The 21,721-nt window shown below is 59.2% G+C and carries 19 protein-coding genes; 11 read left to right on the top strand and 8 right to left on the bottom strand.

All coding sequences use genetic code 11. The features are described 5' to 3' along the window. Window positions 1-753: LysR family transcriptional regulator (locus tag EKK30_RS10925; protein ID WP_290984595.1), on the bottom strand; the 753-nt coding region annotated here is incomplete at its 3' end. 113 nt (window positions 754-866) lie between these two features. Here EKK30_RS10925 and EKK30_RS10920 point away from each other — a divergent pair. The 11 genes from EKK30_RS10920 (at window position 867) to EKK30_RS10870 (ending at window position 13,891) form a co-directional block, all read left to right on the top strand. Continuing rightward, window positions 867-2,129 carry a sarcosine oxidase subunit beta family protein gene (locus EKK30_RS10920; RefSeq protein WP_290984592.1) on the top strand — a complete coding sequence of 421 codons (1,263 nt, stop codon included), beginning with the start codon at window positions 867-869 and terminating at the stop codon, window positions 2,127-2,129. 13 nt (window positions 2,130-2,142) lie between these two features. Beyond that, window positions 2,143-2,436, top strand: a complete 294-nt coding sequence (locus EKK30_RS10915) for a sarcosine oxidase subunit delta (RefSeq protein WP_290984589.1) — start codon at window positions 2,143-2,145, stop codon at window positions 2,434-2,436. Next, the gene (locus EKK30_RS10910) at window positions 2,433-5,417 is read left to right on the top strand and encodes a sarcosine oxidase subunit alpha family protein (RefSeq protein ID WP_290984587.1); all 2,985 of its coding nucleotides are present in this window, start codon (window positions 2,433-2,435) and stop codon (window positions 5,415-5,417) included. The genes EKK30_RS10915 and EKK30_RS10910 overlap by 4 nt, the downstream gene beginning before the upstream one ends. After that, window positions 5,410-5,940, top strand: a complete 531-nt coding sequence (locus EKK30_RS10905) for a sarcosine oxidase subunit gamma (protein WP_290984584.1) — start codon at window positions 5,410-5,412, stop codon at window positions 5,938-5,940. The genes EKK30_RS10910 and EKK30_RS10905 overlap by 8 nt, the downstream gene beginning before the upstream one ends. Before the next feature lie 135 nt (window positions 5,941-6,075). Continuing rightward, window positions 6,076-6,729 (top strand): XRE family transcriptional regulator, encoded by a 654-nt coding sequence (locus tag EKK30_RS10900; RefSeq protein WP_290984581.1) that lies wholly within the window; start codon window positions 6,076-6,078, stop codon window positions 6,727-6,729. 107 nt (window positions 6,730-6,836) lie between these two features. Beyond that, entirely contained in the window at window positions 6,837-7,733 is an 897-nt protein-coding gene (locus tag EKK30_RS10895; RefSeq protein ID WP_290984578.1) for a glutamine amidotransferase family protein, read from the top strand. A gap of 23 nt (window positions 7,734-7,756) precedes the next feature. Beyond that, on the top strand, window positions 7,757-8,443 hold the full coding sequence (locus EKK30_RS10890) for a GXGXG domain-containing protein (RefSeq protein WP_290984799.1): 687 nt from the start codon (window positions 7,757-7,759) through the stop codon (window positions 8,441-8,443). After that, window positions 8,443-9,780, top strand: coding sequence for an FMN-binding glutamate synthase family protein (locus EKK30_RS10885; protein WP_290984575.1), 1,338 nt, complete (start codon window positions 8,443-8,445; stop codon window positions 9,778-9,780). The genes EKK30_RS10890 and EKK30_RS10885 overlap by 1 nt, the downstream gene beginning before the upstream one ends. Window positions 9,781-9,845: 65 nt before the next feature. Next, window positions 9,846-11,153 carry a type III glutamate--ammonia ligase gene (glnT, locus tag EKK30_RS10880; RefSeq protein ID WP_290984572.1) on the top strand — a complete coding sequence of 436 codons (1,308 nt, stop codon included), beginning with the start codon at window positions 9,846-9,848 and terminating at the stop codon, window positions 11,151-11,153. A gap of 201 nt (window positions 11,154-11,354) precedes the next feature. Further along, window positions 11,355-12,527, top strand: a complete 1,173-nt coding sequence (locus EKK30_RS10875; protein ID WP_290984569.1) for an FIST N-terminal domain-containing protein — start codon at window positions 11,355-11,357, stop codon at window positions 12,525-12,527. Then, on the top strand, window positions 12,524-13,891 hold the full coding sequence (locus tag EKK30_RS10870; protein WP_290984566.1) for a hybrid sensor histidine kinase/response regulator: 1,368 nt from the start codon (window positions 12,524-12,526) through the stop codon (window positions 13,889-13,891). Before EKK30_RS10875 ends, EKK30_RS10870 begins: the two co-directional genes overlap by 4 nt. Window positions 13,892-13,899: 8 nt before the next feature. Here EKK30_RS10870 and EKK30_RS10865 read toward each other — a convergent pair whose 3' ends face one another. The 7 genes from EKK30_RS10865 to EKK30_RS10835 all read right to left on the bottom strand — a co-directional run bounded on the left by EKK30_RS10865 (window position 13,900) and on the right by EKK30_RS10835 (window position 21,718). Beyond that, a complete protein-coding gene (locus tag EKK30_RS10865; protein ID WP_290984563.1) occupies window positions 13,900-14,571 on the bottom strand; it encodes a response regulator transcription factor in 672 nt (223 codons plus the stop codon). Window positions 14,572-14,808: 237 nt separating this feature from the next. After that, complete coding sequence (gene hrpB, locus EKK30_RS10860) at window positions 14,809-17,274, bottom strand: ATP-dependent helicase HrpB (protein WP_290984560.1); 2,466 nt, start codon at window positions 17,272-17,274, stop codon at window positions 14,809-14,811. 48 nt (window positions 17,275-17,322) lie between these two features. Beyond that, window positions 17,323-17,997 (bottom strand): ribulose-phosphate 3-epimerase, encoded by a 675-nt coding sequence (gene rpe / locus EKK30_RS10855; RefSeq protein ID WP_290984556.1) that lies wholly within the window; start codon window positions 17,995-17,997, stop codon window positions 17,323-17,325. A 22-nt stretch (window positions 17,998-18,019) separates the two neighbouring features. Continuing rightward, entirely contained in the window at window positions 18,020-18,895 is an 876-nt protein-coding gene (locus tag EKK30_RS10850) for a phosphoribulokinase (RefSeq protein WP_290984554.1), read from the bottom strand. Window positions 18,896-18,932: 37 nt separating this feature from the next. Continuing rightward, window positions 18,933-19,976, bottom strand: a complete 1,044-nt coding sequence (locus tag EKK30_RS10845; RefSeq protein ID WP_290984551.1) for a class 1 fructose-bisphosphatase — start codon at window positions 19,974-19,976, stop codon at window positions 18,933-18,935. 167 nt (window positions 19,977-20,143) lie between these two features. Beyond that, the gene (locus tag EKK30_RS10840) at window positions 20,144-20,878 is read right to left on the bottom strand and encodes a proteasome-type protease (RefSeq protein WP_290984548.1); all 735 of its coding nucleotides are present in this window, start codon (window positions 20,876-20,878) and stop codon (window positions 20,144-20,146) included. Window positions 20,879-20,905: 27 nt separating this feature from the next. Continuing rightward, window positions 20,906-21,718, bottom strand: a complete 813-nt coding sequence (locus EKK30_RS10835; protein WP_290984545.1) for a transglutaminase family protein — start codon at window positions 21,716-21,718, stop codon at window positions 20,906-20,908. Between the last annotated feature and the right edge of the window lie 3 nt (window positions 21,719-21,721).

The raw sequence follows: 21,721 nt of genomic DNA, 5'->3' as shown, positions 1-21,721 counted from the left end.
AATGGGCGTTGAAATCGCAAATCCCTTGCCACGGGCAACCATATCGCTCACCCCAAACGGGGTGTCGAACTCGAGTCCTTGCGGAAAGTCGATATTCAGTCGGCGGAGATAACGCTCTATTTCGATCCCTGTCTTTGATCGGGCGCTGTAGCGAATAAACGGGAGCTTGCCAGCGAGTCCCGCCAAATCGGCGACGGAACGCGGCGCCTTGTGCTTGGCGGGAAGCACGAGGATATAGGGCTCGGTCACGAGTTCGTGGCGATCGAACCCTTCGATGTCGCTCATATCGTCGACGCCGATAAAAAGGTCGAGATTTCGCGTCAAGAGGGCACCGGCGTGGGTGGCCGTGAGCCCCGACTGCACCGAGACCTGATCGGCATGGTTCACGAGAAACGACGCAATTGGACCCGTAAGCGCCCGGGAGAGGCTGTCGACCAAGCCGGCCCGGATCAGAGCAAGCCGCCCTTTTGCCGTGTGCCGGATCACGGTTGCGAGCTGGCGGGCTTCGGATACGAGCGCGGAAGCGCGCTGGCGCATTATTTCGCCAGCTGGTGTCAGCGCCAATGGGCGTACACTCCGATCGAAAAGCTGCACACCCATTCGGGATTCGAGGTCTGCCACTGCCTGAGACACAGCAGGCTGGGTCAGCGACAGCTTCTGAGCGGCGAGTGCCATCGAGCGCGCCTCGCAAACGCCCAGGAAAGCTTCCAAGGCGTGGAGATCGAACGGGAGCTTATTCGCGCGTGTCGCCATCCCCCACTGAATAAGATTTTCTTATATTAACGTCAATCCACCGGTGATCTATAAGTAAACTCGTTCCTACCCGGGCTCGACGACGGGCTCTTCAGGTCAGCCAAGAGATGGCCATGCTCAGCTCCGATCGCTACTCAATTTTCTCTGTCCTCGCAGAAGCACTCAAGGGGCAGACCGGCTGGAAGCCGACTTGGCGCAAAGCGGCTCCCAAGCCCAGCTACGACATCGTCATCGTCGGCGGCGGCGGCCACGGGTTGGCAACCGCATACTATCTGGCGAAGAGGTACGGAAACGCGAACGTCGCGGTCATTGAGAAAGGCTGGATCGGTTCCGGCAACGTCGGGCGAAACACGACGATCGTTCGCTCGAACTATCTGCTTCCTGGCAACATCCCGTTCTACGAAACAAGCATGAAGCTTTGGGAGGGACTGGAGCAGGATCTCAATTATAACGCGATGGTTTCTCAGCGCGGCGTTCTCAACCTTTATCATTCGGACGGCCAGCGCGATGCGTATGCGCGCCGCGGCAACGCCATGCATCTTCACGGTGTCGATGCCGAACTGCTCGATCTCAATGGCGTTCGCGCCATGTATCCATGGCTCAACTACGACAATGCGCGGTTCCCCATAAAGGGCGGACTGCTCCAGCGTCGCGGCGGAACGGTTCGCCATGATGCGGTGGCATGGGGCTATGCTCGCGGCGCCGACCGGCTCGGCGTCGACATCATCGAGAATGCCGAGGTTACCGGATTCCGAATCGACGGCGGAAAGATCCGCGGCGTTGAGACGACTCGCGGCTTTATCGGAGCGAACAAAGTCGGCCTCGCCGTCGCCGGCAACTCGTCGCGGGTTGCGGCGATGGCGGGCCTTATGCTTCCGATCGAAAGCCACGTTCTGCAGGCTTTCGTGTCGGAAGGTATCAAGCCCTTCATCGATGGCGTCGTGACGTTCGGCGCCGGTCACTTCTACATCAGCCAGTCGGACAAAGGCGGCCTCGTTTTCGGCGGCGATATCGATGGTTACAATTCTTACGCGCAGCGGGGTAACCTTCCCGTCGTCGAGGACGTCCTCGAAGGCGGGATGGCGCTGATGCCACGGATCGGGCGCGTGCGCCTTCTTCGCTCGTGGGGTGGCATCATGGACATGAGCATGGACGGATCGCCGATCATCGATCAGACACCCGTCGACGGCCTCTATTTCAATGGCGGCTGGTGCTATGGCGGGTTCAAGGCGACCCCTGCTTCAGGCTTGTGCTTTGCGCATCTCATAGCCCGCGACGAGCCGCATGAAGTCGCGAAAGCCTATCGACTCGATCGTTTCCGCACCGGGCACATGATCGACGAGAAGGGCATGGGCAATCAACCCAACCTGCATTGAAGGCTAGGCGAACATGCGCATCAAATGTCCTTATTGCGGTGAACGCGGCAACGACGAGTTCTCATATCTCGGAGACGCCAGCGTGAAGCGGCCTGACCCTTCCGCAGCCGATGCGAGCGACGCCTTCTACGCGTTTGCATACGAGCGCAAGAACGTTGCCGGTCCCATGCAAGAGCTCTGGTATCACGCCGCGGGATGTCACGCCTGGCTGGTCGTCACGCGCGACACCCGAACCCACGAAATCTCCGATGTGAAACCTGCTCAAGACGTCGCTCTGGAGCAGCAGAAAACCGCGAGCGCGCCATGACGCAATCTCAATCCTTCCGCGTTGCAGGCCTTGGTCTCGTCGACCGCGCGCAGCCGCTGGATTTCACTTTCGACGGCGTGCCATATACCGGTTTTGCCGGCGATACGCTGGCTTCTGCGCTGCTCGCCAACGGCGTCCACCTCGTCGGCCGGTCGTTCAAGTATCATCGGCCGCGTGGGATTCTCACGGCGGGATCGGAAGAGCCGAACGCACTGGTCGAGTTGCGGTCGGGGGCCCGGCGCGAACCGAACACGCGCGCAACGGTCACCGAGCTTTACAGTGGCCTGGATGCAAAAAGCCAGAACCGCTTTCCCTCGCTGTCCCTGGATCTTCTGTCCATCAACGGCTTGCTGTCGCCGGTCTTTTCTGCCGGCTTCTACTACAAGACTTTCATGTGGCCGGCTTCATTCTGGGAGAAGCTTTATGAGCCGATGATCCGTCGCGCTGCAGGGCTTGGCCGCGCGGCTGACGCCCCCGATCCCGACATCTACGACAAGGCGAATGCCTTCTGCGATGTCCTTGTCATTGGATCGGGGCCGGCAGGCTTGATGGCCGCGCTCACAGCGGCGCGCTCCGGAGCGAAAGTCATTCTAGTCGATGAAAACTTCGCCTTTGGCGGAAGGCTCATCAGCGATTGGCGGACAATTGAGGGCAAGAGCGGCTCGGAGTGGGTCAATTCGGTCGTCACCGAGCTTGCCTCTCTGCCCAACGTTCGGTTGATGCCGCGTACCACCGTTTTTGGCGCCTACGATACCGGCACCTTCGGCGCCGTTGAACGCGTCGCCGATCATGTGGCGGTTCCTGGTCCTGGGCAGCCTCGGCAGACGCTCTGGCATATCGTTGCGAAGCAATCGATCGTCGCGCAGGGATCGATGGAGCGGCCGATCGTTTTCGGCAACAACGATCGCCCCGGCGTGATGCTCGCGAGCGCCGTCCGCAGCTACATAAACCGCTTTGGTGTGGCCCCTGGTCGAACCGCGGTCGTCTTCTCAAACAACGACGAAGCGGCGAATACGATCGACGATTTGGTTCGCGCCGGCGTGACGGTGGCCGCGCTCGTCGATACCCGTCCGATGCTCCCACCCGCGATCAAGGCTAAGGCGCGAAAGCATGGCATTCGCGTTTTTGAAGGCGCTGCCGTGACCGACGCGGTCGGCGGGCAGCGGGTAAGTGGAGCCCGCATCGCAGCCGCGTACGGGTCAATCAATAACATCGTCTGCGATCTGATCGCAGTTTCAGGCGGCTTCAATCCCAATCTTCAGGTGACAACGCATCTTGGCGGACGGCCGCAATGGCAGGAGAGCCTAGCGGCATTTGTTCCCGGCACGCTGCCGAAGGGAATGTCGGTCGCGGGCGCAGCCAACGGAAGCTTCTCGCTGGCTGCGTGTCTCAGGGAAGGCGCGAGAGCGGGCGCCAACGCCGCGGCGGCCGGAGGTTTTAACAACGGATCGGCATCGGCGCCTGCGGTCGAGGACGAGCTGACCGAAGTTTCAGCCTTCTGGCATGTCGATGGCGCAAAGCATAAGGCCTTCGTCGATCAACAAAACGACGTGACAGCTGCCGACGTCCGCTTGGCGGAGCGCGAAGGCTTCCGGTCGGTCGAGCACCTCAAGCGCTACACCACCCTCGGCATGGCGACCGACCAGGGCAAGACGTCGAACGTCAATGGCTTGGCGATGATGGCTGAGCTCACCAAAAAGTCCATTCCGGCGACCGGCACGACCGCAGCACGGCCGCCCTATGTTCCCGTCTCCCTTGGCGTCCTCGCCGGCGAGCATCGGGGCAAACACTTCAAGCCGACGCGGCTTACCCCGTCGCACGACTGGGCGAAGGAGCAGGGCGCGGTCTTCATCGAAGCCGGCCTGTGGCTGAGAGCGCAGTATTTTCCAAAGCCCGGCGAAGCTGATTGGCTGACGACCGTCAATCGCGAGGTCAAAACCGTCAGAAGCGCGGTGGGTGTGTGCGACGTGTCTACGCTCGGCAAGATCGAGGTGCACGGTACCGATGCTAGGAAGTTTCTCGATCGCGTCTACATCAACATGATGAGCACGCTTGGTGTCGGCAAATGCCGCTACGGCATGATGCTGCGCGAAGATGGTATCGCGATGGATGACGGAACCGCCGCCCGCTTCGCGGACGACCGGTATTTCATCACGACAACGACGGTCAACGCCATCAAGGTTCTGCAGCATCTTGAACTCTGCCGTCAGTGGCATTGGCCCGATCTCGACGTGCAGCTCTTCCCGGTCAGCGATCAGTGGGCGCAATATTCCGTCGCAGGCCCGCGTGCGCGCGATCTTCTGGCCAAGATCGTCGATAAGCCGTTCGATATCTCGAACACGGCTTTTCCTTATATGGCGTGCGCGGAAATCACGGCGCTTGGCGGTATCAAAGCGCGGATCTATCGCCTCTCATTTTCTGGCGAGCTGGCCTTCGAGATTGCTGTTCCGGCGCGGCACGGCGATCTGCTCATGCGGAAACTGATGTCGGAAGGAAAAGAATTCGGCGCCATTCCCTACGGGACCGAAGCTCTCGGCGTGATGCGCATCGAGAAAGGCCACGTCGGCGGATCGGAACTCAACGGAACGACAACGGCGGCGGATCTGGGGCTTGGAAAGATGGCTTCGACGAAGAAAGATTTCGTCGGCCGAGTTCTCGCACAGCGGCCCGGCCTTGCTGATCCGGATCGGCCGCGCCTCATCGGATTCCGGCCGGTCGATCGGACCGCTCGACTCCGCGGTGGAGCGCACTTCATCGGCAAGGACGACCAGCCGATTGCAAAAAACGATCAGGGTTACATGACCTCGGTTACGTATTCGCCGATGCTTGGCCATTGGGTGGGCCTTGGGTTCCTCGCTCGCGCAGAGGCTCGCATCGGCGAAATCTTATCGGCGGTCGATCCCGTGCGCGGGGAAACCACGCTTGTGGAGGTCGTCTCGTCTGCTTTCTACGATCCAGAAGGAGCACGCTTGCGTGTCTAATCTTGCGAACGGCCTCGCCGCTGGAAAAGGCGCATCGATATCGGAGCGTTCTGACATCGCCGTCACTCACGTCGCCGCACGGCGTGGTGCGCGAGCCGCTCTGGACGACGCTGCACGGACGGCATTTGGGACAGCTTTGCCGTCGGCTCCGCGTGTGATCGAGGCGGGCACAGCGACGATCGTCTGGGCGGGGCCCGATCAGTGGCTTTTTATCGAAAAGGCCCAGGCCGGGTCCGATCCGAGCGTCAAGCTCGCCGCCACTTTTCAGGGGTTAGCGTCCGTCGTGGACGTGAGCGACAGCCGAACTCTTTTTCGGCTCGCCGCATCTGGGCCGTCGGAAGCGCTCATTCGGGGCATGGGCATAGACTTCGAGCATAATTCGTTCAAACCGGGCGATGTCGCGATCACGCACGTCTCCCATCTCGGTGTGATGGTGTGGCGGCTGCCCGACGGGAGCGGCTACGAATTTGCCTGTGCGCGCACCTATGCCCGCGATTTTCGCGATTGGCTAGGCAAAGTCTAAGATTAACGGGTGCCGGGTCCCTGCGTCTTTGCGGCCAAATAAATTTGTGGCCGCATAGTGGAATAATTTTCTTTGTCGTGCCAACCTGATTTTTTATTGATCGCATTTCAACCGCCGTTCCGGCGGAAAGCTTGCATGACAGACAAGACGCGCAAAACTCCCGTCGACGTTCTTGAGCCCGAGCCTCTCGCCACCGGATCAAATGCACCCGGCGCGGCGGAGCATACCCTCGAGCAGGCAATCGGCCATCAGGTCCGTCATCATCGCAAGCACACCGGCTTGACGGTGGCCGAGCTGGCGGCGGCATCGCAGATCTCGCCGGGGATGCTTTCCAAGATTGAGAACGGGCAGATCTCGCCATCCCTCAGCACTTTGCAGCTGCTGGCATCGGCGCTGAACGTGCCGTTGACAGTGCTATTTGCGTCGTTTGAGCAGCGTCGAGACTGCTCGTATGTGAAGTCGGGCGAGGGTGTCGTTATCCGTCGGCGCGGCACGAAAGTCGGCCATCAATATCAGCTCCTCGGCCATTCTCTCGATGGTCCCGTTGTCGTCGAACCCTACTTGATCACGCTCTCCGACGACGCTGTCGCGTACACCGGTTTTCAGCACGAAGGTGTCGAGTTCATTTTTATGCTTTCGGGCGAAGTGGAATATGCCCACGCCGACCGCAGTTATCATCTGCGCGCCGGAGATGCGATCCTCTTCGACAGTGCAGCGCCGCACGGACCTGCACGCCTGATCGAAGCGCCGATGAGCTATCTTTCGATCATCATCTACCCTCGGCCGTGATCAAAAGCTTTCTTTTAAAGAAATCTTCTTTCTTCTGAGTTGACAGGGTGTCGCGCCCAGAATAATGTCTGACCATTCCTTCGTCGCCCGGTCAGGAGACATCAGTTATGTGCGGCATCGTCGGACTATTCCTAAAAAATCCAAAAATGGAGCCGCAGCTCGGTGAGCTCCTTTCGGGCATGCTTTCGACCATGTGCGAACGCGGTCCCGATTCAGCAGGCTTTGCAATCTACGGCGCTGCAGAAGACGGCCGGACGAAAATCACGCTCCAATCCGCCAAGGCATCCGAAGACTTTGCCAAGCTCAAAGCAGCATTGGCCAAGAACACGAAATTGGATGGAAAGCTGTCGCTTCACGACACGCATGCGGTCCTCAGCGTTCCTTCCGAAAGCATCGACGACGCGAAGGCAATGTTGGCTACCGAATTCCCGACCATTCGTATTATGGCCACGGGAGAAAACATCGAGATCTACAAGGAAGTGGGTTATCCGACGGAAGTCGCGAAGCGCTTCGACCTCGCCCATATGTCGGGAACGCACGCGATCGGCCATACGCGCATGGCAACGGAATCGGCCGTGACGACGCTCGGCGCCCATCCGTTCTCCACGGGCGCGGACGAATGCCTCGTTCACAACGGATCGCTGTCGAACCATGCAAGTCTTCGTCGTGAGCTGATCCGCGATGGCATGACCTTCAACACTGAAAATGACACCGAAGTCGCGGCCTCCTACCTGACCTGGCGCATGAAGCAGGGCATGGATCTCGGACAGGCGCTCGAGAAGAGCCTTGATGACCTCGACGGGTTCTTTAACTTCGTTGTTGGCACCAAAGAAGGGTTCGGCGTCGTTCGCGATCCGATCGCCTGCAAACCTGCCGTCATGGCCGAAACCGACGACTACGTCGCATTCGGCTCGGAATATCGCGCGCTCGCTGGTCTGCCTGGAATTGATAAGGCGAAGGTCTGGGAGCCTGAACCCGCAACCGTCTATTTCTGGCAACGCTGATGCAGCAGCTAATTGGGGAACTCATGCGTACGTTCGATCTCGCTAAGAGTCCGTTGCGCGAACTTAACGAAGCACTGCACCGTCAGAAGGACGGTGCCAATGAAGCTCATTGGGAAGTGCTCAATCCGCGCGGCGGTCACGCCATCGCCGTCGGCATCGATGCACCGATCGAAGTCGATGTTCGCGGCAGCGTCGGTTACTACTGCGCCGGCATGAACAAGAAGGCGTCGGTCACTGTACACGGCTCGGCCGGGCCTGGCGTTGCTGAAAACATGATGTCCGGAAAGGTCGTCATCAAGGGCGATGCCAGCCAGTACGCGGGCGCTACCGGACGGGGCGGACTTCTCGTCATCGAGGGCAACGCATCGTCAAGATGCGGCATCTCGATGAAGGGCATCGATATCGTCGTCAAAGGCAATATCGGCCATATGTCGGCTTTCATGGCTCAGTCCGGCCACCTGGTCGTGCTCGGCGACGCGGGAGATGCGCTTGGCGATTCCATCTATGAAGCGCAGCTTTTTGTACGTGGCAAAGTGAAGAGCCTCGGCGCCGACTGCATCGAGAAAGAGATGCGGCCCGAACATCACGAAGCCTTGTCAAAGCTTCTCGAAGGCGCTGGCATCACAGATGCCAAGCCGAGTGAATTCCGGCGGTATGGCTCCGCCCGCAAGCTCTATAATTTCAACATCGACAACGCGGACGCATACTGATGTCGCCAAAAATCCCTCTTACAACGCCGCGCCCGTCGGCGACGTTCGACGATTACACGCTATCGGAAATCCGGCGCGCTTCCGCGACCGGCATCTACGACATCCGCGGCGGCGGCGCGAAACGGCGCGTCCCGCATTTCGATGACCTGCTGTTTCTTGGTGCATCTGTCTCACGCTATCCTCTCGAGGGATACCGCGAGAAGTGCAGCACGACCGTCACGCTCGGCACGCGCTTCGCCAAGAAGCCAATCGAGCTCAAAATCCCGATCACGATCGCAGGCATGAGCTTCGGCGCTCTATCTGCGAACGCTAAGGAAGCGCTTGGCCGCGGCGCATCGATCGCCGGCACGTCAACGACCACCGGCGACGGCGGCATGACGCCTGAGGAGCGCGGACAGTCCAAGACGCTCGTCTATCAATATCTGCCGTCGCGATACGGCATGAATCCGGACGACCTGCGCAAAGCAGACGCTATCGAAATCGTGGTCGGCCAGGGTGCGAAACCCGGCGGCGGCGGCATGCTGCTCGGCCAAAAGATTTCCGATCGTGTCGCCGAGATGCGTAACCTGCCGAAAGGCATCGACCAGCGCTCCGCTTGCCGTCATCCCGATTGGACGGGCCCTGATGATCTCGAAATCAAGATTTTGGAACTGCGCGAGATCACGAATTGGGAGAAGCCGATCTATGTGAAGGTTGGCGGGACGCGGCCTTATTACGATATCGCGCTGGCGGTCAAAGCAGGCGCCGATGTCATCGTGCTCGACGGCATGCAGGGCGGCACCGCCGCCACGCAGGAGGTCTTCATCGAGCACGTGGGCTTGCCGACGCTAGCCTGCATTCGTCCGGCTGTGCAGTCGCTTCAAGATCTCGGAATGCACCGTAAAGTGCAGCTCATCGTTTCGGGTGGCATTCGCAACGGCGCAGACGTCGCCAAGGCGCTGGCTCTCGGCGCGGACGCTGTTTCCATCGGCATCGCCGCCTTGGCAGCCCTCGGCGACAACGATCCGGCACTCGATGCGGAATATGCGAAGCTTGGCACGCGCGCCGGCTGCTACGATGACTGGCATGAAGGTCGCGATCCTGCCGGCATCACGACGCAGGACCCGGAGCTGTCGAAGCGGCTCGATCCGGTGCGCGCAGGGCGCCGCCTCGCAAACTATCTCAAGGTCATGACGCTTGAAGTGCAGACGATCGCGCGGGCGGCGGGACACAACAATATTCATAACCTTGAACCTGAAGATCTTTGCGCGCTGACGATCGAAGCAGCCGCAATGGCCCGCGTTCCGCTCGCCGGAACGTCATGGATCCCGGGAGTCAATGGATCGGGCGGCTTTTAAGCCGCCCCTTTTTTTGCACAACCGCACCAATACAGAATGAAACAGAAGTGTTGAGGAACGACAGCATGGCCCAGGATCTCGCTCAGCTCGCTAAAGAGCGCGGCATTCGCTACTTCATGATTTCTTACACCGACCTCTTCGGGTCTCAGCGTGCCAAGCTTGTGCCGGCATCAGCGATCGCCGACATGCAAAAAGACGGCGCGGGCTTTGCCGGATTTGCGACTTGGCTGGATATGACGCCAGCCCATCCCGATCTCTTCGCGATGCCGGATCCTGCAGCCGTCATCCAGCTCCCCTGGAAGAAGGATGTTGCCTGGGTCGCTGCAGACTGCGTGATGGAAGAAAAGCACGTTGGTCAAGCCCCGCGCGTGGTTCTCAAGAAGCTGATGGCGGAAGCCGCAGAGCTTGGCCTTTACATCAAGACGGGCGTCGAGTGCGAGTTCTTCCTGATCTCGCCCGAGGGAACGGAAATCTCCGACGACAAGGATAACGCGTCGAAGCCTTGCTACGATCAACAGGCGCTCATGCGCCGTTACGATGTGATCGCCGAGATCTGCGATGCGATGCTTGAACTCGGGTGGGGGCCTTACCAAAACGATCACGAGGACGCCAACGGCCAGTTCGAGATGAACTGGAACTTCGATGACGCGCTGATCACCGCCGACCGCCATTCATTCTTCAAGTTCATGGCCCGCTCGATTGCGGAGAAACACGGCCTGCGCGCGACATTCATGCCGAAGCCCTTTGCCGGCCTGACGGGCAACGGCTGCCACGCTCACATCTCCGTCTGGGACAAAGACGGCAAGACCAACATGTTCTATGATGCGTCGGAGGAGATGGGCCTTTCGAAGCAGGGCTACAACTTCCTCGGCGGAATCATGAAGCACGCCGAAGCGCTCGCAGCGATCACCAACCCGACTGTCAACTCCTATAAACGCATCAATGCTCCGCGAACGATTTCTGGCGCGACGTGGTCGCCGAACTCGGTGACTTGGACGGGCAACAACCGCACGCACATGGTTCGCGTTCCGGGCAAGGGCCGTTTCGAGCTCCGTCTTCCGGACGGTGCCGCCAACCCATATCTCTTGCAGGCCGTCATCATCGCCGCCGGACTCGACGGCATTCGCACCAACGCCGATCCTGGCAAGCGTCTCGACATCGACATGTATCAACTTGGACATACCATCAAAGACGCGCCGCGCCTGCCTCTGAACCTGCTCGACGCGATCCGCGCGTTCGATAAGGACACGGAGCTCAAGTCCGCGCTCGGTAATGACTTCTCCGCCGCATACATCAAACTCAAGACTGAAAACTGGAATTCCTACGCCTCGCACTTCACGGATTGGGAACGCGCCAACACGCTGGATTGCTAATTCCTCGCCTCCTCCAAATCTTGCCCCGGCCAGTCGGCCGGGGCTTTTTTATTGTTACAAATTTGAGATGTTGAAACGCGTTCACATTATGAATTGCACAGATGCGGCCGTTGTCCGGCCGACATCGGTATGGCAAATTCGGCATGGTAGTCATCATTTAAGCCGCTCGCGTCGCTGAGCGACCGAGAAAGCCGAGTTTACATGCCAACGAAATCCACTCGTGCCGCCTGCGGCATTCGCGTGGTAGCGAGTACACTTTCTACTGAGGACGCAATCTGCGCTGCACGAGCGGAACTCGCGGATGGTGTATTTCAACATATCCTTGTTTTCTTTTCGACACGGCATGAGCCAAACGCTCTGATCGCGGCCCTCAAAGAAAATTTTCCCGACGTCACCTTTTCGGGCTGCAGCACTGCTGGCGAGGTCGGGCCTCTCGGCATGACGCAGGACGGCATTGTGCTCATCGCATTTCCTGAGATCGGCTTTCGCGTCATGAGCGAAGTCATCCCGGACATCGCCAAAGGTGGCGTAGAGCGCGCCTCTGAAATCGCCCGCCGGTTGAGAGTGCAGATGATCACCGGCGTTTCGCGAGCGGCAAAGGAGAACATTTTCGCGCTCGTGCTCGTCGACGGACTTTCCGACCGAGAGGAGCCGTTGACCGCGGCGCTGCATTGGTCGCTCGATGACATGGAGCTTCTCGGCGGATCCGCCGGAGATGGACTGGCGTTCCATAAAACAGCGCTTATTCATCGCGGCGAGCTCATTCGCGGCGGAGCCATCCTTTTCGTCATCGAGACGGCGACGCCGTTCCGCGTTTTCAAGACGCAGAATTTCGAGCCGACACCCATCAAGCTCGTTGTGACGGCCGCCGATAACGAGAACCGCATCGTCTACGACCTCAATGCCGAACCGGCAGCAAGCGAATACGCTTCCACTATCGGCGTTCCCGTCGAAGACCTCGGGCCGATGAGTTTTGCTGCCTATCCCCTCGTCGTGAAGGTCGGCGGGGAATACTACGGTCGGGCGATCCGGAACATGAACCCAGACGGCAGCCTGTCGTTCTTTTGTGCCATCGACGAAGGTCTGGTTTTCACGGTCGGCCGGCCGCGTGATATGGTGCAGTCGACGTTGGAAACGTTGAAGCAAATTGATGCCGATCTCGGTGGCATCGACTTCGTGCTCGGTTTCGATTGTATTCTCAGGCGCCTCGATGCCGAAACCGGGCAGCTTCGCCATAAAGTCGAAGAAATCTATGAGCGCTATGGGCTCGCCGGCTTTCACACTTACGGAGAGCAGTTCAACGCCATGCATCTCAATCAAACACTAACGGGCATTGCGTTCTCAAAGCCACCTGCCAAGACTTCGCCGCCATGAATGATGAAGACGACCTGTCGGATTATCCGCTGTCACGACAAACCGATCTACGGCGGGTCGTCGATAAGCTGAGAAAGATCAACGCGGCGCTCATGAGGCGTGTTGAACGTTCCATGGATCAACAGGCTACGTCATTCTCTTTGTTCCAAACGGCAATCAATCAAGAAGCGCAAATTCGACGACGGACGGAAGAGCTAAATTTCGCGCTGACAAAGCTCGCTCAGACGAACCTCGAACTGAGTGAAGCACGTGATGAGGCTGAGCGCGCAAACGTCTTCAAAACCCGCTTCTTCACTTCTGTCGGCCACGATCTATTGCAGCCGTTGCATGCTGCGCGACTCACGCTCTCTGAACTCACGGAAGCGCAGAGCGATGCTGACCAGAAGAAGCTCGCGCAGAACATTTCAACCGCTCTCGTCAGCATCGAAGAACTGCTCACGAGCATTCTCGACATCTCCAAACTCGAAGCCGGCGTGTTCGTGCCGAACGTTCAGCATGTATCGCTCGGGGCCATCTTCGAGCAGCTTGCCAACAGTCTAGAGCCGGTGACGAGAAGGAAGGGTCTTCGGTTTCGCTGGCGGCCGACCGAGCTTGCCGTCAGTTCCGACCCGCTGATGTTGCGCCGTATTCTGCAGAACCTGCTGGCAAATGCTGCTCACTACACGGACAGTGGAGGCGTGCTGCTGGCTGCGCGGGCGCGTGGCAGCGAAGTTGTGATCGAGGTTTGGGATACGGGTCCCGGCATCCCGCTCCAGGAGCAACATCACATCTTCGAGGAGTTTCAGCGCGGAACGGCATCGGAGCGCGCCGGGGCCGCCGGGTTCGGACTGGGCCTAGCGATCGTGCGGCGCATGGTGGACGCGCTCGGGCATCAACTGGTGCTGCGGTCAATCGAGGGACATGGGTCGCGATTTTCCGTACTGGCGCCGTCCACGTCAGCACCCGAGACTGCGAAAGTTCGCCGGAACAGCACCAACGATGTCACGAGCTTCTTCGGAGCCAAGCAGGCGATCATCGTCGATGATGACCTGACCGTCCTCGGCGCCATGCAGACACTTCTGCTGCGGTGGGGCGTCGATGTTCGACCAGCGCGTGATCTTGAGGATGTCGACGATATCCTTGCCGATCCTACATTTCGACCCGCGATCATTCTTGCCGATCACCACTTGGACGACGGCGTTTTTGGTTTCGACGTGGTTCAGCGCGTTCGAAGCCGACTGACGGCCGATATCCCTGCAGTCTTGATCACTGCGGATCAGACCGAGTCCGCAGCGGAAGCGGCACAAAAGCTCAACTGCGAGCTGCTCTTGAAACCGGTCCGCCCCGGCGAGTTGCGCGCGCTGATGAAGCATCTCATCGGTTAAGGCGAGCGTCAGCTGCCGTTCGCCTCACCGAGGATAATGCTGAAGTCCAGCTTTTGCGCTTCGATGACGGCTTGTGTACGCGAAGAGACATTCAGTTTACGAAGAATCTCCGACACATGTGCCTTTACGGTTGTCTCTTCGATCTGCAGTTCGTGGGCGATTTGCTTGTTCAATAAGCCCTGGCGCAACATTCTCAAGACGCTGAGTTGCTTCGGCGTCAGTGTCCTCAAACGTCGCGCTAGATCGCTGCGCGTTTCCGAGGTCTGAACTTCAGGAGGCTGATAGCCCTTTGGAAGCGTCAGAGATCCTTCCAGTACGTCCTTGATCGCTTCCGCAATCTCGGTGCGATCCGCTGACTTCGATATAAATCCGGCGGCTCCATAACGCATCACATCCTGGACGATGCGTGGATCTTCCAATGCCGAAACCACAACGATCGGCATGCGCGGATGCAGGGTGCGCAATTCCAGCAGGCCATCAAAGCCGCGCACACCGGGGAGCGCAAGATCAAGCAGGACGATATCGAACGGTGTTCCGCTACCGAGCTCAGTCTTTGCGGCTTCGATCGATATCGCTGAGTGAGCGACAGTGCCAGGAAATGCTGTAGAAATTGCCCTTTGAAGTGCTTCAACAAAGAGTGGGTGGTCGTCGACGATCAAGATGTGCGCTGGCACAGACAATATAACCTCCGGAAAGCCGCCAAGATCTGCTCAGCGGATCCTGACGTTCACGCCCGAGAGCCACTATGTGCGGCAAACGTACGCATAAATTGCACTTAACTCCCGAAGGTATGTGCCAACAAACACGACTTTGGTCGTAGACCTGTTGGACTTAGACAAGAGATAAGGCTTGTCATCGATCCCGCCCGTAAATGAGGCGCTCGGACAATATTTCGCTGCGTGAAGCAGAAACAATGATCACGCTTTGCGCGGTTTGGCGCGTGTGGTCGGCGACGCAGCCGCGGGATCGTCGGGCCAAGGGTGCTTGGGATACTGCCCGCGCATATCAGCCCTCACCTCGCGCCACGATCCATCCCAAAAGCCCGGTAGATCACGAGTGATCTGAATAGGACGCTGAGCAGGAGAGAGAAGATGCAGCGTCAGAGGCAAACGGCCTCTTGCAATGGTCGGGTGATCCTTCAGTCCAAATAGCTCTTGGACGCGTATATGCAGAGCCGGAGCATCTTCGGCTTCGTAATCTAGCGCATGGTGATTGCCGGTCGGAGCTGTAAAGTGCGTTGGAGCTTCTTCATCGAGCCGAAGACGCAATTGCCTTGGGAGAATTGCAGCAAGAGCGTGTTCGAGCAGTTCCACATCGACGTCGGCTGCGCGCGTTTTTCCGACAAGAAATGGTGAGAGCCATTGCGTGATCGAAGCCTCAAGAGCTTGGTCGGAAAGATCTGGCCATGCTTTGTCGCCTCGGCGGAGGAAAGCTACTCGATTCCGGAGCTGCTGTTGCGCTTTCGACCAAGGCAGCGAAGCTACTCCGAGGCTCGCGATGCCTTCCGCCAAAATATCGGCAGCATCTTCACTGCTGGTCAATTGTCGGGCTTCGGACTTCATGATTATCGCGCCGAGACTGCGTACGCGACGTGCTCTTAATGCGCGCGCGTCTTTGTCGAACACGATTTCGTCCCGCGTCTCAATGCGGCCGGACGAGATCAATTCAATTTCACTTTCATCGATAGCGGCCGCGAGGAGAATGCGCGTTGAGGCGGCCCGCCCTTGCAGCTCGGCCGCAACGATATACGGCGCCGAGGCGAGATGCTGAGTGTCGTCCATCTGACCGGCGCGGCCGCTTACAAGAAGAAAGCTTCCCCGCTTTCCTCGGTTCTTTGCGATGCGGTCTGGGTAGGCGAGGGCGAGAAGTTCGGACGCCGACACATCGCGTGCTTGTCCGTTCTTATTCTCTACAGCTCGCGCCCATTGCCGTGCGAGCGCGCGCATTCCATCGGAGCGCCGTGATCGGTCACGACGAAAATTCTCGAGACGAACGGACAGATCGACGTCGTTTCCGCCAAGACCTCTTTCTACCAAGATCGCGGCGATCTCAGCGGCCAACGGCGCACGCCCATAGTCACCGGCCTTCCAAACCATCCGCGCCAAGCGCGGCGGGAGAGGAAGCGAGCGTATTCGCCGGCCCTCATCGGTGAGCCGGCCCTGGGTGCTCAAGGCACCGATCGTCTCGAGTTCGGTTCGGGCGGCCGCCAGTGCGCCATCGGCGGGGGGATCGAGCCAGGAAAGCGACCGCGGATCATGTGTTCCCCAATCCGCGCAGTCCAAAAGCAGGCCCGATAGATCGGCGGAGCGGATCTCGGGCTCCACGAAAGGCAACAAGCCCTGGGTCTCCGGTTCGTCCCAAAGTCGGTAGCAGACGCCCGGCTCCGTTCGTCCCGCGCGACCACGACGTTGGTCAGCCGACGCTTTGGATACGCGCACGGTTTCAAGCCGCGTGATGCCGATGTCAGGTTCGAAGCGCGGCACGCGAGCGACGCCGCTGTCGATCACAACGCGCACACCTTCAATGGTAATCGACGTTTCCGCGATTGATGTCGCGAGCACGATTTTGCGTCTACCATTGGCGGCCGGCGAAATCGCGCGATCCTGAGCAGCTGCGTCTAGTCCGCCAAAGAGCGGAACGACCTCAACATTCGCGGGCAACGAAAGCTCGGCAATGCGATCAGCAACGCGCGCGATTTCACCCTGCCCCGGCAGGAACGCGAGGATTGATCCCGTGTCATTTGCGACCGCGCGCCGAATTGCGGTTGTCATGTCGTCGTCTAAGCGACCGGTGCGGCCAACATATCGCGTTTCGATCGGAAAGGTGCGCCCTTCGCTTTCGATTACGGGAGCATCGCCGAGAATTTTCGAAACGACGCTCGCGTTGAGCGTAGCCGACATCACCAGGATCTTCAGATCAGGTCGAAGACCTGCGCGGGAATCAAGTGCGAACGCGAGGCCCAAGTCGGCATCCAGCGAGCGCTCATGGAACTCATCGAATAGAATGGCCGCGACCCCCTTCAATTCGGGATCATCGAGAATCATGCGCGTGAAAACGCCTTCCGTTACGACTTCGACGGCGACACCCGGGCCTGTTTGCGAAGCAAGACGCGCGCGCAGGCCAATTTCGCGGCCAAGGGTACTGCCGAGCGTTGCCGCCATGCGTTCGGCTGCGGCGCGAGCGGCAAGGCGTCGAGGCTCAAGAACGATGATCTTTTGATTTCCGCGCCACGGCTCTTCGAGCAGTGCCAGAGGTACGCGCGTCGTCTTACCCGCACCAGGCGCCGCAACGAGTACGGCTGTCCCGTTCGTGCGGAGCGCAGCGCGAACGTCGTCGAGCACCTCATCTATGGGTAGCGGAGCGGCGAAGCGTTGGATCGTCATGATCCGCCGAGATACGATGCCGGGCGCGCTAAAGCAAAGGTCGTCCGCCTAAGCCTTTGATGTGGCCGCACGGCGTATTGCTTCGATATTAGCGCGATAGCTCGCTTCAGTTCCGCCCTTGAATACCGCGGAACCCGCGACGAGGACGTTTGCACCCGCTTCCGCGACAAGCCGAGCGGTTTCCGGCGTCACCCCTCCGTCGACTTCAATATCGATTGGCCGAGAGCCGACGAGTGCCTTGACCCGCCTGATTTTGTCGACGACGGCGGGAATGAACGACTGCCCGCCAAATCCGGGATTGACGCTCATGAGGAGAATGAGATCGAGGCGATCAAGAACATACTCGATGACGTTCTCGGGGGTTGAGGGATTTAACGAGACGCCCGCTTTTTTGCCGAGCGCGCGGATCGCCTGAAGAGAACGATCGAGATGGGGCCCCGCTTCGGCGTGAACGGTAATGATGTCGGCGCCCGCTGCTGCAAAATCGCCGAGATAGGGATCAACGGGTGCAATCATCAGATGCACGTCGAAGATTTTCTTCGATGTGCCGCGAACAGCTTTGATCACAGGAGCGCCGTAAGTGATGTTCGGCACGAAGTGCCCGTCCATCACATCGCAGTGGATCCAATCGGCACCGGCGGCGTCGACGGTTCTGATCTCTTCGCCGAGCTTGCTGAAATCGGCAGAAAGAATTGATGGAGCGATCAGGAGCGGGCGAGACACGGATAACCTTTCGACTGTTCGTTCAGATAACGCGGCGGCGGCGTTCAACGAGCTGCAGGATGAGCGGTGTCAAGATGAGTTGCATGGCGAGATCAAGCTTTGACCCCGGAATAACGATGGAGTTGGCCCGCGACATGAAGCTGTCGTGCAACATCGAAAGCAAGTACGCGAAGTCTATGCCTCGTGGTTCCTTGAACCGAATGATCACCATCGATTCGTCGGGAGTGGGGATCCAGCGCGCGATGAACGGGTTCGACGTATCGACAGTCGGTATGCGCTGGAAGTTGATGTCCGTCTGGGTGAATTGCGGGCAGATGTACTGCACATAATCGGGCATGCGGCGCAGAATCGATTGCGTGACTTCCTCTGTCGTGTAGCCACGCTCCGAGCGATCGCGCTGGATTTTCTGAATCCATTCGAGGTTGATCACGGGGACGACGCCGATTTTAAGATCCGCATGGCGCGCCACATCGTGCTCGCCAGTGACCACGGCGCCGTGCAGCCCTTCATAGAGGAGGAGGTCGGTGTCGGGCTCCACCTCTTCCCACGGCGTGAAAGAGCCAATCGGCGTTCCGAAAGTCCGAGCTTCCGTTTCGTCGTGAATGTAGTGCCGGTAAAGTCCTTTCCCGTTCTCGGCGTACGTCTGGAAAAGCGTTTCCAGCTCTTCGATGAGGTTCGCCTCGATACCGAAATGACTAAAGTTGTGATTGCCGCGCTTGGCCGCGGCCTTCATTGCCTTTTCCATGCCGCAACGATCATAGCGATGGAAAGCGTCGCCTTGGACGAAGGCGGCTTTGACGTGTTCACGCCGGAAAATGGTGTCGAAGGTCTGCTTCACCGACGTTGTTCCCGCGCCGGAGGAACCGGTGACCGAGATGATCGGATGCTTGATCGACATTGATAAGGCTCGCCGTGCTTCTGTTAAGACTCTGAGGTCACGGCAATGCTCTGAACAGGCCCCGGCGGCCGAAGAGCGGAGAGCGCTCACCCTTGAATTCTTGGCCGCTGTAGATGCGCATGACGCGATCAACCTCATCGCGAGATCCGCATATCAACGGTGTCTTCTGATGCAATGCGCTAGGCACGACGTCAAGAATGCGGTCTCGGCCCGTTGTCGCCCGACCGCCCGCTTGCTCAACGATCCAGCTTAACGGATTGGCTTCATACATGAGGCGAATTCGCCCTTGATGGAAGCCTTTTCGGCGATCTCCGGGATAAAGGTAAATGCCGCCACGAGTCAGGATGCGGAATACGTCCGCGACCGGGGATCCCGTCCAGCGCATGTTGAAATCGTGGCCGCGCGGCCCGTTCTCTCCGTTCTCGCAGTCGTGAATATATATGCGGATCGGTTCGTCCCAGTGACGCGCGTTGGAACCATTGATCGCGTATTCGTTCGCCTCGGTCGGAATGGCAACGTTCCTAGTGGTGAGATGGTAAACGCCGTGAGCCCGATCGAGCGTGAAAATCTGGGTGCCGTGGCCGACGGTCAGCGCGAGTACGGTCTGAGGACCGTAAACGAAGAACCCCGCCGCAAGCTGATGCGCGCCAGGCCGGAGGAACGCTGCCTCGCCCTCGGATGAGGGGTGGCGCGGCAGAACCGAGAAAATCGTGCCAACCGAGACATTCGCATCGACGTTCGACGATCCATCGAGGGGATCGGTTGCAACAAGAAGCGGCGCATCCTTGGTAAGGGAAATCGGCATTGCCGCCTCTTCGGAGGCTAGCGCGGCGACCGGCGCATCTCTCAAGGCATCGACGATGATGCCGTTCGCAAGAACATCGATCTCTTTTTGCTCGTCGAAATCGCCTGTGCGCGCGACCACGCGTCCGAGCCGGTTGTCCAGGCTTCCTCGGCCTATGATCTCGGAAAGGCGTACGCTGGCGTCGGCAAGCGCGGAAACGGTGTCCGCAACCTGGCCGCGCGTGCGGCCCTCCAGCGTCCAGTTCGCAAGGTACTCTTTAAGCGTGGGGAGACCCATCCTGTCCTTCCAGCGCCCAACGATGCTTCATAGAACTATCTAAGCTTAAGTGGGCGCGAGAAGCGAGATGGCAGTTTCAGCTTAACGTGCACTGGCGAAGACGCCGCGCAGTTTTGCTGGCCTGCAGCATCCGGCTGTTTGGCGTCAGGAGTTGTAGGCGCGCTCTATCAGACGTCGAATTCCTCGATCTTCGAAAACGCTTGGCGCAGAGCGTCTGACCACGAGCCGGAGAGTTTCCGGAAATACTCATCGTCGGCACTGATGCGCTTCTCGCGCGTCACATCGAAGGTGTCGCGCTCGTAGATGACGAGATCGATCGGCATGCCAACCGAAAGGTTCGACCGCAATGTGGAATCGAATGAGAGCAAGATAAGCTTTGCAGCTTCACCCAGGCGCATGTCGGAACGCGCGACGCGGTCAAGGATCGGCTTGCCGTACTTGTGCTCGCCAATCTGGAAGAAAGGCGTGTCGTCGGTGGCCTCGATGAAATTGCCTTCCGGGTAGATCTGGAAGAGGCGGGGGCGTTCGCCCTTTATCTGGCCGCCGAAAATGAAATTGGTATTGAACCCGAGCTTGCTTGCTTCCAGTGCGGCGCCATCGATGCGGCGCGCTTCGCGGACGGCATCCCCGACGACACGGGCGGCGCGATACATGTTCGGGGCGTTATAAAGAGTGGGAAAATCCTCCTCCGGATCAGCGACCAGGTGTTCGTTCAACAAGCTGATGACGGCCTGTGTTGCGGCGAGGTTGCCGGCGCTCAGCATCACGAAAACGCGGTCACCAGGCTGGCGCCAAACCTGCAGCTTCTTGTATTGAGCAATATTGTCGACGCCCGCGTTCGTCCGCGTGTCGGCCGCGAACACCAGTCCGCCCTCAAGACGGAATGCTACCGCGTATGTCATACAATCGTCTCCAGCGCCGCCAGGCTGTTATTGTTGCTGGCTGCTCTGCTGCTGAACTTCGACGATGACGTCAAGCTCTTCGTTCGCAATTCCCCGGCGGGAGCCGCGAATAGGGGCCGCATAGGTTGAATCCAGGCCGGTGGCGAGGCGCACATACGTCTCCGTCGGGCAGACGCGGTTGGCTGGGTCGAATCCCACCCACCCCAATCCGTCGAGCCAAACTTCCGCCCAGGCATGGTTAGCGTCGGACGGCTCGTTGGCGCCGGTGAGCACATATCCGCTGACATAGCGAGAAGCGAGGCCCAACGATCTCGCCGCCGCGATGAACACGTGCGCGTGATCCTGGCAGACACCTTTGCCTTCCCGCAAAGCTTCATCGGCGGTCGTGTGGGCGCTCGTAGCGCCGATCTCGTACTCGATCGCGTCACGTACGGCGTGCATCAGGTTATGCATTCCGCGGATGTCGGCCTTCGCCCCAGACTCTCGCTGTAAGTCGCGAATGGCATCGGTGGCGATCGTCCGCGAGGTTACGCGCCGATAAACGCGCAGCGGCGCGGGCTCAGCCAGGCCTCTGACGATACCTGCCCGGTCCTCCGTCTCGACGACGCCTTTGGCGATAACAAGCGACTCGGAGTGCTCCTGCGTACAGCTCGCCAGATGAACCATATTGCCGAAGCCGTCGCGGAAGGGCTTCACACCCTCTATGCCCGGAGCGCTAACCCGCCATTCGACAACGCGCTGACCCTGGAACGAGGGAGGCGTGAGACGCAGGGACAGAATGGAATACTTCGTCGGCTCGCTGTAGACGTAACGCGATACATGCCCAATCGAAATACGCATCTT

It is taken from the genome of Hyphomicrobium sp. (assembly GCF_003987855.1).
In the GTDB taxonomy this organism is placed as follows: Bacteria; Pseudomonadota; Alphaproteobacteria; order Rhizobiales; family Hyphomicrobiaceae; genus Hyphomicrobium_B.
Note: the sequence above shows the minus strand (reverse complement) of the source record. Positions and strands in the feature narration are given on the sequence as shown.